12 protein-coding genes are annotated in these 12,169 nt (G+C 70.6%); 4 read left to right on the forward strand and 8 right to left on the reverse strand.

Features of this window, described 5'->3' with window-relative positions:
• The 4 genes from ACJ73U_RS29210 to ACJ73U_RS29225 form a co-directional block, all read right to left on the reverse strand.
• A partial coding sequence (locus ACJ73U_RS29210) for an ATP-binding cassette domain-containing protein (RefSeq protein WP_407780942.1) occupies positions 1 to 749 on the reverse strand: 749 nt, incomplete at its 3' end.
• Positions 742 to 1,617 (reverse strand): carbohydrate ABC transporter permease, encoded by an 876-nt coding sequence (locus tag ACJ73U_RS29215; RefSeq protein ID WP_407780943.1) that lies wholly within the window; start codon positions 1,615 to 1,617, stop codon positions 742 to 744. The genes ACJ73U_RS29210 and ACJ73U_RS29215, both read right to left, overlap by 8 nt.
• Positions 1,614 to 2,447: a carbohydrate ABC transporter permease gene (locus ACJ73U_RS29220; RefSeq protein ID WP_407780944.1), complete on the reverse strand. Its 834-nt coding sequence runs from the start codon at positions 2,445 to 2,447 to the stop codon at positions 1,614 to 1,616. The genes ACJ73U_RS29215 and ACJ73U_RS29220 overlap by 4 nt, the downstream gene beginning before the upstream one ends.
• A complete protein-coding gene (locus tag ACJ73U_RS29225) occupies positions 2,447 to 3,775 on the reverse strand; it encodes an extracellular solute-binding protein (protein WP_407780945.1) in 1,329 nt (442 codons plus the stop codon). Before ACJ73U_RS29225 ends, ACJ73U_RS29220 begins: the two co-directional genes overlap by 1 nt.
• Positions 3,776 to 3,907: 132 nt before the next feature.
• On the opposite strand from ACJ73U_RS29225, the gene ACJ73U_RS29230 reads away from it, so the two are divergent.
• The 3 genes from ACJ73U_RS29230 to ACJ73U_RS29240 all read left to right on the forward strand — a co-directional run bounded on the left by ACJ73U_RS29230 (position 3,908) and on the right by ACJ73U_RS29240 (position 6,761).
• Positions 3,908 to 5,023, forward strand: a complete 1,116-nt coding sequence (locus ACJ73U_RS29230) for an ROK family protein (RefSeq protein ID WP_407780946.1) — start codon at positions 3,908 to 3,910, stop codon at positions 5,021 to 5,023.
• A gap of 247 nt (positions 5,024 to 5,270) precedes the next feature.
• A complete protein-coding gene (locus ACJ73U_RS29235; RefSeq protein WP_407780947.1) occupies positions 5,271 to 5,846 on the forward strand; it encodes a dihydrofolate reductase family protein in 576 nt (191 codons plus the stop codon).
• A 6-nt stretch (positions 5,847 to 5,852) separates the two neighbouring features.
• A complete protein-coding gene (locus ACJ73U_RS29240; RefSeq protein WP_407780948.1) occupies positions 5,853 to 6,761 on the forward strand; it encodes a sigma-70 family RNA polymerase sigma factor in 909 nt (302 codons plus the stop codon).
• On the opposite strand, the gene ACJ73U_RS29245 is transcribed toward ACJ73U_RS29240, so the two are convergent.
• The gene (locus tag ACJ73U_RS29245; RefSeq protein ID WP_407780949.1) at positions 6,762 to 7,754 is read right to left on the reverse strand and encodes an Ldh family oxidoreductase; all 993 of its coding nucleotides are present in this window, start codon (positions 7,752 to 7,754) and stop codon (positions 6,762 to 6,764) included.
• A gap of 77 nt (positions 7,755 to 7,831) precedes the next feature.
• On the opposite strand from ACJ73U_RS29245, the gene ACJ73U_RS29250 reads away from it, so the two are divergent.
• Positions 7,832 to 9,034: a cysteine desulfurase-like protein gene (locus ACJ73U_RS29250; RefSeq protein WP_407780950.1), complete on the forward strand. Its 1,203-nt coding sequence runs from the start codon at positions 7,832 to 7,834 to the stop codon at positions 9,032 to 9,034.
• A gap of 854 nt (positions 9,035 to 9,888) precedes the next feature.
• On the opposite strand, the gene ACJ73U_RS29255 is transcribed toward ACJ73U_RS29250, so the two are convergent.
• The 3 genes from ACJ73U_RS29255 to ACJ73U_RS29265 form a co-directional block, all read right to left on the reverse strand.
• A complete protein-coding gene (locus tag ACJ73U_RS29255; RefSeq protein WP_407780951.1) occupies positions 9,889 to 10,128 on the reverse strand; it encodes a CsbD family protein in 240 nt (79 codons plus the stop codon).
• A gap of 58 nt (positions 10,129 to 10,186) precedes the next feature.
• Positions 10,187 to 10,669 carry a DinB family protein gene (locus ACJ73U_RS29260; RefSeq protein WP_407780952.1) on the reverse strand — a complete coding sequence of 161 codons (483 nt, stop codon included), beginning with the start codon at positions 10,667 to 10,669 and terminating at the stop codon, positions 10,187 to 10,189.
• Positions 10,670 to 11,805: 1,136 nt separating this feature from the next.
• A partial coding sequence (locus ACJ73U_RS29265) for an XRE family transcriptional regulator (RefSeq protein WP_407780953.1) occupies positions 11,806 to 12,169 on the reverse strand: 364 nt, incomplete at its 5' end.

The following is a 12,169-nucleotide window of genomic DNA, read 5'->3' on the forward strand; positions in this document are numbered from 1 at the left end:
ATCGCCGGCCGCGCGCGGGGCGCGACGCTCGGCACCGCGGCGATCAGCATGCGGGTGTAGGGATGCTGGGGCCGCGCCAGCACATCGCGCGTCGGCCCGGTTTCGACGATCCGGCCGTCCTTCATGACCGCGACCCGGTCGCCGAGCGACAGCGCCTCGACCTGGTCGTGCGTCACGTAGATCGTGGTCAGGCCAAGCTCGCCGACCAGCTTCTTCAGGTCGGCGCGGAACGACAGCCGCAGCAGTGCGTCCAGGTTGGACAGTGGCTCGTCCATGAGCAGGACGTCCGACTCCACGACGATCGCCCGCGCCACGGCCACGCGCTGGCGCTGGCCGCCCGAGAGCTTGGCCGGGTAGCGATCCAGGTACTCGGTCAGCTGGAGCATCTCCGCCGCCCACTCGACCTTGCGCCGGATCTCGTCGGCGGGCACGCCACGCACCTTCAGGCCGAACCCGATGTTGTCCCGGACCTTCTTGTGCGGGAACACCGCGTAGGACTGGAACACCATGGACAGGTTGCGGTGGCGGGGTTCGGCGTACGTCACGTCCCGGCCGCCGATCACGACCTGGCCCTCGTCGGGTAGCTCCAGGCCCGCCACCGCACGCAGCAGCGTGGTCTTGCCGCAACCGGACGGGCCGAGCAGCACCATGAACTCACCGTCCGCGATGGACAGCGAGACGTCGTCGGTGGCCCGGGTGCGCGCACCCGGGTAGGTCTTGACCAGCGAACGCAACTCGACGTCAGCCACGCGAACCCCACATGCTCAACAGGTAACGGCGCATCAGGAGGATGAACAGCAACGCGGGCAGCACGAGTGCGAGCCCGCCGGCGAACCGGTACGACTGCGGCGAGTCGGCCAGTGCAACCAGCACCTGCGCCGGCAGCGTGCGGTGCCCGATGGTCAGCACGCCGGCGCCGAGCACCTCGTTCCAGGACAGCACGAACGTGAACACGGCCGACGCGGCAAGCCCCGGGACCGCGAGCGGGAGCACGACCCGGCGGAACGTCTCCGCGCGGGTGCAGCCGAACACCCGCGCGGCCTCCTCGAGGTCCGCCGGCACGGCGACGAAGATGCTCGCGGTGATCAGCACGGTGGTCGGCATCGCGAGCGCCGCGTGCACGAGCGTGACGGCACCGACCGTGTCGTAGACGCCCGCACGCAGGAAGATCGTGGCCAGCGGGACGGACAGCACGACGATCGGCAACGCCCGCACCATCAGCATGAACACCTGGTAGGCGTCCCGGCCGCGGAACGTGTGCCGGGCGAGCGCGTAGCCGGCGGGCGCGCCGATCGCCAGCGACAGCACGACGGTGTAGACGCCGGTCAGCACCGAGTTGCCGAACGCCGGTAGCACACCGGTGCTGGTGACGAACCCGCGGAGCGTGTCGAGCGTGAGGTCCGACGGCAGGAACGACTTCGGGAACTCGGCCAGCTCGTCCGGTGTGGACAGTGCCGCGAGCGCGATCAGCACGATCGGCAGCACCATGAACAACGACACCAGCACGCAGGCGAGCTGGACCAGTGCCCGGCGCAGCCGCCTGCGCCGCAACGGAGCCAGGTCGACGGGCGGCAGTGCCTTCGCCGCCACCGCGGTCACGGGCGTGGTCAGGGTCATGCCGCCACCCGCTTCCGCAGCGCCCGCAGGTACACGACGGACACGACCAGCGAGATCGCCAGCACCACCAGTGCCAGCGCGCTCGCGACAGAGGCGTTCTGCAGGTTCACGTACCACTGGTACGTCTCACCGACGAGCAGCGGGAAGTTCCGCCCGGTCAGCGCCTGCGCGACCGCGAAGACCTGGATCGCGAGGATGGTCCGCAGGATCAACGCCACCTGCAGGCTCGGCCTGATCATCGGCAGCGTCACGTGCCACAGCCGCTGCCACGCCGACGCGCCGAACACCTGCGCGGCCTCGTCGAAGTCGCGTGGCACCATCTGCAGCCCGGCCACCAGGATCACGAACACCAGCGAGGTGGCCCGCCAGACCTCGGCCACCACGACCGCGAACAGCATGCCGGCCGGGTTGTCGTAGTCGAGCCAGCCGATCCCGTCCGAGATCCCCAGCCAGGACAGGAACGAGTTGAGGTACCCGCGGTTCGAGAAGATCGACAACCAGACGAGGCCCGCGGCCAGCTCGGACATGGCGAGCGGGATCGTCCACAGGTAGAAGTGCAGGCCCGCGAGCTTCGGCCGTGACTGCAACAGCAACGCCATGCCGATGGCCAGCGCCACCTGGACCGGCACCACGATCACGGTCAGCAGCAAGGTGTTCCGCAACGCGCGCCCGAAGTAGGCGTCGTGCCACATCCGCGCCCAGTTGTCGAGCGTGAAGGCGCCGCCGGACCGGAACGCGGTGAGGATCCCCTGCACCAGCGGCCACCCGAACAGCAGCAGCATGAACACGATCGACGGCGCGAGCAGTAACCAGGGGACGCGTGTCCTCATCACGCCACCTCACAGGGCGAGCCCGGCGGATCCGGCGCCCAACAAGCCACCTTCAGCTCACCGAGCAACTGGTTCATGACCTTCGCCTGATTGTCCAAAGTGGACCTTATGTCGGCGCCGTTCAGCACGATCGACTGGAACGTGTCCTTGAAGACCTTGCTCACCTCGCCCTCGCGGGTGCCGACCCCGACCGGCGGCAGGGCCACCAGCGCGTCCGGCGCGGTCCGCTGCCGCTGGATCGCGTCGGCCTCCAGCCTGATCGCCGGCGTCAGGTCCGCCGGCAGGTCCACGCGCACGGTCGGGAAGAACGCGTTGGCCCGCAGCACGTCGACCTGCGCGGCCGGCCGGGACAGCGCGGCGACCACCTTCTGGGCCACGTCCTCCTCCGGGGCACCCTTGGGGATGGCCATGCCCGTCAGCACGACCAGGTACCCGAGTCCCTTGGGCCCGCGCGGCGACGGCACCATGACCCACCTGTCCGGCTCGGCCTGCGGCGCGTTGATCAGGCGGGCCACGTGGTCCCAGCCGATCGTGGCCTCGCCGGCGGCCAGCGGCTCCTGCACGAAGTCGTAGTTGGTCGAGGTCGGCACCGCGTTGTGCCACAGCTCGCGGAAGTACTGCCAGGCGCCGACCGCCTCACGCGACCGGTACGTCGTGATCTGGCCGCCGGTGAACGAGGGCAGCAGGAAGCCCTGCGTGAACCGGTGCAGCAGCCCCTTCGGCCCGGCGGGCAGCGCGAGCACGGGTTTGCCGCCGTTGGCGCGGCGGGCGGCGGTGACCCAGTCGAGGAACTGGTCGTAGGTCAGCGCGTGCACGTCCGCCCCGGCTGGCAGGTGCTCGAGGGTCTCCTTGCGGGCGCAGACGACGTAGCTGGCCTGCGCCCACGGCACGTACCAGGTCCGGTCGGTGCCCGCGCGGGCCAGGTCGAGGAACTCGGCGGGCCAGCCGAGGTCGCCGAGGCCGTCGAGCAGGTCGGTGAGGTCGGTCAGGTAGCCGTCGGCGAGTGGTGCGAGGTCGCCGTGCAGGCCGCCGAGGAGCGAGGTGCGGACCGAGCCGGCGTCGACCTGGGTGCGGATCTGCGTGGCGAACGGGCCGGGGTCGGAGGTCACGTAGCTGACGTCGCCGGCGACGCGCTTCGCCAGGATCCCGCGGAACCGCTCGGCCTCCTCGACGGGCGTGAACTGGGTCGAGAAGAATGTCATGCCCGACCCACCGGTCGTGGCGAACCCGGTGAGCGCTCCACAGCCGCTCAGCGCGGACGCGGCGGCACCGCCGACCGATGTCGCCAGCAGCCCGCGCAGGACGGACCGCCGTGAAACCGGTGCCACAGTGCACCTCCGTAAGACTTATGTCTAATAGTTAGACAGAAGTGGCGCATACAAATTTAGGGTGGGGTCATGGGCGACGTCAACAGACCTTTGCCAACCGGTGGCGCGGCATCGCCCGGAAATGTTGTCGCGGTGTTACGCGACGCCGGCCCGCTGACCCGCCAGCAGTTGCAGGCGCTGCTCGGGCTGTCCCGCGCCACGCTCGTCGAGCGGCTGGACACGCTGCACCGACTACGCATGGTGCGCACCGTCGGTCATGACGCGTCGAGCGGCGGCCGGCGGGCACAGCTGCTCGAGGCGGACCGCACGAGCCGGGTCGCGGTGGTCGCGTGGTTGGGCGCGAGCCACCTGTCGGTGGGGGTCGTGGACCTCGCCGGCACGGTGCTCGTCGACCACACCGAACGCCTGCCGCTCGGTCACACCCCGGCGGACGTGCAGCCGTGGCTGGTGGACACGGCCCGCGAGCAGCTGTCCGCCACCGGCCGGGCGGGCGACCTGGCCGCGGTGGGGTTGGCCGTGCCGGGGCAGATCGACCAGGAGACCGGCATCTCGATCACGCCGCCGACCATGCCCGCGTGGCGCGACCAGCCACTCCGGGACGCCCTGGCCGACGGCCTCGGCGTCGAGGTCCTGCTGGAGAACGACGCGAACGCCCTCGCCTACGGCGAGTACCTGGCGGCCGGCAGCCGGCAGTCGACCGTGCTCGGCGTGGCCGTCGGCACCGGCATCGGCGCCGGCGTGGTGATCGGCGGCCGCCCCCACCGCGGCGCGACGGGCTGCGCCGGCGAGATCGGCCACATCCGCATCGAGGGCCACGACGAGCGGTGCACGTGCGGCCGCCGCGGCTGCGTGGCGGCCCTGGCCAGCGGCAAGGCCCTGATCCGCCAACTGCGGGACGAGGGCGTCCGCTCCCTGCCGGACGTGGTCCGCCGGGTCGAGTCGGGCGCTCCCCAGGCGGTGGCCATGGCCACGGACGCGGGCCGCCTGGTAGGCACGGTCCTCGCGACGGTGGTCACGATCCTCAACCCGCACCTGGTACGGGTCGGCGGCGAGATCGGCGCGTTGGCCCCGTTCCGAGCGGGCCTGGCGGAAACGCTGACCGAGCAGTCCCACGAGGTGGCCGCCCGCGGCCTGGACGTCGGCCCCGCCGTCCTGGGCGAGCGGGCACCCCTGGTGGGCATGGCCGGCCTGGCCGCGGAGGCCGTCTTCGCCCCCGAGGCGGTCGACCGCCTGGCGGCCCGTTCCTGACCACGTTCCATATCCGCCGACCGCACTGTTGTCCACAACCCACGCGCCTGTCCACAGGCAAGATCGACAACCCGGGACCGTCGGCACCCGCCGATAGAATGGGACCGGGGCCGGCCCCCGGGTTCGGGTGGGGGCTGCCTACGTTACGGGCGGAAGTTTTCGGAGAAGTTGCGGTCGTGGGAGGTGTCGATCGGGGGCGGGCTGGTTCGACGCGTCGGTGTCAACGCCTTCTGTGAGAGGAACCGCCATGTCCCGCGTCATCTCCGACATGTCCATCTCCCTCGACGGGTACGTCACCGGGCCCGACGACAGCCGTGAGAACCCCTTCGGCACCGGCGCCGAGGGCCTGCACGACTGGATCTGGAAGCGCAAGACCGACGAGGACGTCGCCATCCTGGATGAGGCGGTCAGCAACTGCGGCGCCGTCGTCATGGGCCGCAGGTCGTTCGACAAGAACGAGGGCGACGGCGGCTGGGGCGAGGGCGGGCCGGTCGGCGACACCCCGGTCTTCGTCGTCACGCACCGGCCGCCCACGACGCCGCACCCGCCCGTGTACACGTTCGTCACCGACGGGGTGGCCAGCGCGATCGAGCAGGCCAAGGCGGTCGCCGGGGGCAAGGACGTCGGCCTGCACGGGGCGACCACGGCGCAGCAGGCACTGGACCTGGGCCTGCTCGACGAGATCCAGGTGCACGTGGTGCCGGTGCTGGTGGGTGGCGGCACGCGGCTGTTCGAGCACTTCAGCGGCCCGGTCCACCTCGAGCGGACGCGTGTCGTCGGCACCCCCGCCGCCACGCACATCCGCTTCCGTGTGGTGCGATGACCCCTCGTGGACGTCCTGAACCCGTACCGCCGTGAGCTGCTCGCCCACTGCTACCGCATGCTGGGCTCGGTGCACGACGCGGAGGACCTCGTCCAGGAGACGCTGCTGCGGGCCTGGCGCGCCTACGACAGCTTCGAGGGCCGTTCGACGCTGCGCACCTGGCTGTACCGGATCGCGACCACGCAGTGCCTGACCGCCCTGGAGAGCCGGGCCCGGCGGCCACTGCCCACCGGGCTCGGCGGCCCGAGCGACACCGGCGGACAGTCCCTCGAGGTACGCGAGGACGTGCCGTGGCTCGAGCCGCTGCCGACGGGCTTCGCGGACGACCCGGCCGCGGTCGTGACGGCGCGGGAGAGCACCCGGCTCGCGTTCGTCGCGGCGCTGCAACATCTGACGGCCCGGCAGCGGGCGGTGCTGATCCTGCGGGACGTCCTCGCCTGGAAGGCGGCCGAGGTCGCCGAGCTGCTCGACACCACGGTCGCGGCGGTGAACTCCGCGCTGCAGCGGGCGCGCGCGCAGCTGGACGAGATCGCGCCGACGCCCGCCGACGTCGTCGCACCCGAGGACAAGCGGGAACTGCTGGACCGCTACGTGACGGCGTTCGAGCGCAAGGACATCGACGGGATCGTGGCGCTGCTCACGCAGGACGCGGTGTGGGAGATGCCGCCGTTCGCGACGTGGTTCGTCGGGCGCGAGCAGGTGGCGCGGCACCTGACCCACCAGTGCCCCGGCGGTCCCGGTGACTTCGACTTCGTCCACACGGAGGCGAACGGCGAACCCGCGCTGGGGATGTACCTGTGGGGCAAGCCGTTCTGCCTGCAGGTCATGACCGTCGACGCAGGCCTGTTCGCGCACGTGGTCTCGTTCTTCGACGACCGGCTGTTCGGCACCTTCGGACTGCCCGCCTCGCGGTAGTCACCTCAGGGCCTCGATCTCCCGCAGCATCGTGTCGGTGATCGGGATGCCGTCGCGCTCACGTTCGGCCCTCGTGCGTTCCTCCGGTTCGCCGGGGACCAGTACCTCGTCGTGACCGGGGGCGGGCGGGGTCGCCACGAGGCGGCGGCAGAACTCCTCGCTCTGGGCGCGGAACTCGTCCGCCGGCTGGAAGGTGTCGATGGGGAAGGCCATGAGCACGGTGCCGAAGTCGCCGGTGTAGCCGGGCATGCTGGCGATGCCGGCGCCGGTGAGCAGGCCGGCGACCAGTTCGATGACCACGGACAGGCCGTAGCCCTTGTGGTCGGCGAACGGCAGGAGCATGCCGCCGGCGTAGAAGTCGTTGGGGTCGGTGGAAAGCCGCCCGTCCGCGTCCCGCACGATCCCCTCGGCGACGGGCAGGCCACGGTCCCTGGCGACGGCGAGCTTGCCCTCGGCGACGACGGAGGTGGCCCAGTCCATGACGACGGGCGGCTTGCCGCGTTCGCGTGGGACGGCCCAGGCGAGCGGGTTGGTGCCCAGCCGCCGCTCCCGCCCGCCGAACGGCGCGACGGACAGGCTCGTGTTGCCGAGCGCGATGCCGACGAGGTCGTGCTCGGCCAGCTCGGCGACGTACTCACCGACGCGTCCGATGTGGTTGCACTCCCGAACGACCGCGACGCCGACGCCGTGCAGGTCGCGCAGCTCCCGCACCGCGCGCCCCGCGGACAGCTGCCCGAACGCCCGCCGCCCGTGCACGGTGATCGCCCCAGGCCGGGTGTGTTCGGCCGTCGGCTCCGCCCGCGGGTCGATCCGCCCCCTCTGGATCTCGCGAACGTACCTGGCCAGCCGGAGCACCCCGTGGGAGTCGTGCCCGAGCAGGTTGGCCCGCACGAGCGACCCGGCGACGGTCCGCGCGGACGCGTCCGGGGTGCCGGCGGCCTTCAGGGCGTCGACGGCGAGCGCGAGCAGCTCGTCAGCTGGGATCAGTGGCACAGGACCTCCTCATGTCCGCCGCCGTGCTGCCTAATGTAGGTGGCGGACGACGACTACGGCTGGCCGGAGGTCCCTGGATGAACTACGACGTGACCGCGGTACGCGCGCACTTCCCGGCGCTGCAGGAGGGTGCGGCCCACTTCGACGGCCCAGGCGGTTCGCAGTCACCGACGCAGGTGGCCCGCGCGGTGGCGGACGTGCTGACCTCGGCGGTGGCGAACAAGGGCGTGATGACCGCGGCGGAACGCCGAGCCACGGAGATCGTCGACGCCGCCCGGGCCGCGGGCGCGGACCTGGTGGGCGGCGAGCCGGCCGGCATCGTGTTCGGCCGCAGCATGACCCAGCTGACGTACGACTTCGCCCGCACCCTGGCCAAGACGTGGGGCCCGGGCGACGAGGTGGTGGTGACCCGCCTGGACCACGACGCGAACGTGCGCCCGTGGGTCCAGGCCGCGGCAGCGGCCGGCGCGACGGTGCGCTGGGCGACCTTCGACCCGGCAACGGGCGTGCTGACACCCGACGACGTCGCGAAGGTCGTGACCGCGCGCACGCGCCTCGTGGCCCTGACGGCCGCGTCCAACCTCCTGGGCACCCGCCCCGACGTGCCCACGGTGGCGGCGACGGCACACGAGGTGGACGCGCTGGTGTACGTGGACGGGGTGCACTACACACCGCACGCGTTCGTGGACATGTCGGCGCTGGGTGCCGACTTCTACGCGTGCTCGCCGTACAAGTTCCTGGGGCCGCACCTGGGCATGCTGGCCGCGGCCCCCGCGCTGCTGGAGGAACTGCGCCCGGACAAGCTAATGCCGTCGTCGGACGTGGTGCCGGAACGCTTCGAGTTCGGCACCCTGCCGTACGAGTCCCTGGCCGGCACCACGGCGGCGATCGACTTCCTGGCCGACCTGGTGCCGAGCCCGGGCACACGCCGAGAACGCCTGGCGAGGTCGTTCGAGGCGCTGGAGCAGCACGAGAGCGTCCTCCTGTCCCACCTGGACAACGGCCTGGCCCAACTGCCGGCGGTGACCCGCTACGGCGCCCCCGACCGCCACCGCACACCGACCACCCTGTTCACCGTGGCGAACGTCCCACCGTCGGAGGTGTACCGAGGGCTGGCGGAGCGCGGCGTGAACGCCCCGGCGGGGACGTTCTACGCGTACGAGTGCGCGCGGGTACTGGGCATCGAGGAGGCCGGCGCGGTCCGCGCCGGTCTGGCCCCGTACACGGACAAGTCCGACGTGGACCGTTTGTTGGAGGCGGTGGCGGACATCGCGGCGTGAGGCGGGCAGTCCACGGCGCCGGGACCAGAGGTCACCGGCGCCGCAGGTATGACGCGCCCCAATCCGACCGGCGAATCCAGAGGCTGCCGGTGCGATGCTCCGCCAGGCGAGGCCGAAGAGCTGGTTTCTCGATGGCCTGAAGCAGGGCCCTTCGGCGGTACCCGCCCGACGCGCCGGAGGGTCCGGTGCAGGTGATGGTTTGGCCAGCACTCGAGCCGCTTGGCCGTCGGCAAAGCCCAGCCATCTTGCCAGCCCGACTCTCCCGATACCCGCGCACTCGCCACCGGCCGCACAAGACCACGCTGATCGATTGCCGCCCCGGACCATCCACGTCCAAGGCCCAGCCAAGCAAGCCGGCCGTCGTGGCCACTCAAGCCCACTGTCGGCGCAACCAAACCAGCAACCGCGTCCACTCAAGCCCCCTATCAGCCTGAACAGAACAGCCGCCTCGCCCACATGAACCCAAGCCGAGCCGACCAAGCCATCGTGCCCACTCAGGCCCACTACCGGCCTGACCAAGCCAGCCACCTCGCCAGCCCTGGCCCCTGCGGCCCCAGGCCGCACAAGCCCACGCAAATCGATTGCCGCCCGGACCAACCACTCCATCAAAGGCCCAGCCAAGCCAGCCATCGTGCCCACTCAGGCCTACTACCGGCCTGATCAAACCAGCCACCTCGCCAGCCCTGGCCCCTGCGGCCCCCGGCCGCCCGCACCCGCACCCAGCTCACCGGGCCGATGCCGAAGGACAAGGCCACCGGACCGACCCAGCCCCGGGGTTCGGCTCTGACGTCGACCGGGGGTTCGACGTCAGTGGACTGGGTCGTCCGGTGGGTCAGGTGCCGGTCGGATTGGGACTAACGGTCCTGGTGGGACCGTTCGCGCGCCTCGTGCACATCCGCTTCGGTCCTGGCGCGATCGGCGGCGGCTTCCTTGTCCGCTACCTCGCGTTGCGCTGCGGCCTTGTCCTGCTGCGCCTGACCTTCGCGGACCTTCGAGTCGTTAGCCGTGACCGCACCGACAGCTTCCTTGAACCGGCCCTTGACGTCCTCGACGACGCCCTTGACGCCCTCAGCCGGGCCGCTTCTGTCCGACATCGTTGACCTCCTCCCGAGCCCCAGTTCGTTACTCCAGTCGGCTACCACGTTCGAGTGATCAGGAAACCTCCAACTGCTCACGCAGGATGTCCAGCTGCCCAGCGTGACGGGCGGTCTCCTCGATCAGGTGAACGTAAACCCACCGAACCGAGACGGTCCCCATCGACTTGTGCGACACCTCTTCGTCGAGCGAGTACCCCTCGGCAACCTCCCGCGACCGAGCACACGCGGCCCGGTACTCGGCGATGAGGGAGGCGCCGGTGTCATCGGGCTGGACGGTGAACTCCCAGTCCCGAGGGTGCGCGCGCCGGTTGTCGCCGGAGCGCGCGGCGAGTAACTGGTCGATCCAACCGGTCTCGACCCAGCGCAGGTGCTTCACCACGCCGCCGACAGTGGTGAGCGAGGGCACCAGCCGGCGCCGGATGTCCACCTCGGACAGCCCGGTGATCTTCTCCACGATGGCGTCGCGCTGGACGTCGAGCCATTTCTCGAGCATGGGACGCTCGGCTGCTGTTGCCACGGTGTCTTCTGGACGAGTCATGTCCGTAGGTTATCGGAATTGACGGAGAATTCCCCCTCTCGGCCCGGAAATGGTGGGATGAGTTCGAGCGAAAGTCCCATTCGTGCGGGGCGGACAGGAATGGCCGACAAGGCCGGCGCGGCAAACCGCGATGAATGTGGTGGGCGGGGATGCGGTCTGGCGACCAACACTGCCGCGAACGCGCCAGAGGCCCTGCCCGACTCGGCGAGGTCAGCCACCAGCGCGGCCGCGTGTCTGGCAGAAGGCGCTGCTCAGCGCACCGGAGCCAGCGACCAGCACGCCTGCGGACCGAGCGCAACGCGCTGCTCAGCGCGACTGACCGAGCAGCGACCTCGCTTCGCCTGAGTCGCGCGCGCTTACTGTGGGCAGCCCCCACCCTCTCCGGGGGGCAGCCCTGGCTCCATTCTACTGGGGGAGGGTGACAATTTTTGCCTTTGGCGGCGGGGGACGGAGGATTCACCCGACCAGGGCGAGCGAAAGGGCCTTTCGTGCCGAGACACAGGGTGGTTTTTCATGGTGAGTATTGGTGGGGGCGGGGGAAAAGAAGTACAGTGCCGCGCGACCCGAGGGGCAGGTCGCGCGGCACCGCGTCCGTGTCGGTCATTCGACGGCAGCACTGGCCCCAGCGGTGAGCGTGTCCGCTACATACGTCACCGTTCGCGACAGTCTCGACGCCGGCGACGGCCATCGCCATCAGCGACAGGCTCCGACGCCCACAACCGCCATCACCATCAGCGACACTCTCGACGCCGGCAACACCGCGGCGTCTCGACATCGGCAAACAGCCACCGAGGTTGGCAACACCCTCGACGCCCGCAACCGCCATCACCAACCACGACAGTCTCAATCCCGGCAACAGCCACCGACGCTCGCAACACTCTCGACGTCCGCCAACCGCCATCACCAACCACCACAGCCTCAATCCCGGCAACAGCCACCGACGTTCACAACACCCTCGACGTCCGCAACCGCCACCTTCATCCGCGGCAGTCTCAATGCCGGCAACAGCCACCGACGTTCGCGACGGTCTCACCGTCCGCAACCGCCATGACTGTTCGCAACCGCTCAACACCCCATCGGTGATCACTGTCCGAATCGGTCTATCGGGCGCCCGGCTCCAGGGACGTTCGCAGCCCTCATTCGACTGGTTCGGCTACGCCGGAGAGCATGCGTAGGCGGCCGATCAGTTCGACGGTCTCCAGGCGGCACAGCTCGGCCATCCGCTCCAACGCGGTGATGTCCAGGCTCACCTCGGCGGGATGGGTGCCATTGGTCTCCGAGAGCTTGCCCTTCGCCCAGCGGCGGAACGGGAGCAACTCCGGTTGGGTGTCGCGGACGATCTTGCGCAGGTCGATGCGGATCCGGCCTACCGGGGAGTCGGCGAACACGCGCTGGTGCACGCGGGCCATCAGATCGTGGGGGACCTCACCCAGTGCGAGGCAGATCTCCACGAGTCGCACGACCGAGCACTGTCTCGTCCCCAGCTCGTACGTGGCCAGG

Origin of the sequence: Actinophytocola sp., from assembly GCF_045807065.1 — a bacterium.
Taxonomy (GTDB): Bacteria; Actinomycetota; Actinomycetes; order Mycobacteriales; family Pseudonocardiaceae; genus Actinophytocola.

Excerpts from the sequence above, each read along its gene's own strand:
- ACJ73U_RS29215 (WP_407780943.1), bottom strand. The coding sequence starts at position 1,617 with ATGACCCTGACCACGCCCGTGACCGCGGTGGCGGCGAAGGCACTGCCG.
- ACJ73U_RS29220 (WP_407780944.1), bottom strand. The coding sequence starts at position 2,447 with ATGAGGACACGCGTCCCCTGGTTACTGCTCGCGCCGTCGATCGTGTTC.
- ACJ73U_RS29235 (WP_407780947.1), top strand. The coding sequence starts at position 5,271 with ATGTCCCGCGTCATCTCCGACATGTCCATCTCCCTCGACGGGTACGTC.
- ACJ73U_RS29250 (WP_407780950.1), top strand. The coding sequence starts at position 7,832 with ATGAACTACGACGTGACCGCGGTACGCGCGCACTTCCCGGCGCTGCAG.
- ACJ73U_RS29255 (WP_407780951.1), bottom strand. The coding sequence starts at position 10,128 with ATGTCGGACAGAAGCGGCCCGGCTGAGGGCGTCAAGGGCGTCGTCGAG.
- ACJ73U_RS29260 (WP_407780952.1), bottom strand. The coding sequence starts at position 10,669 with ATGACTCGTCCAGAAGACACCGTGGCAACAGCAGCCGAGCGTCCCATG.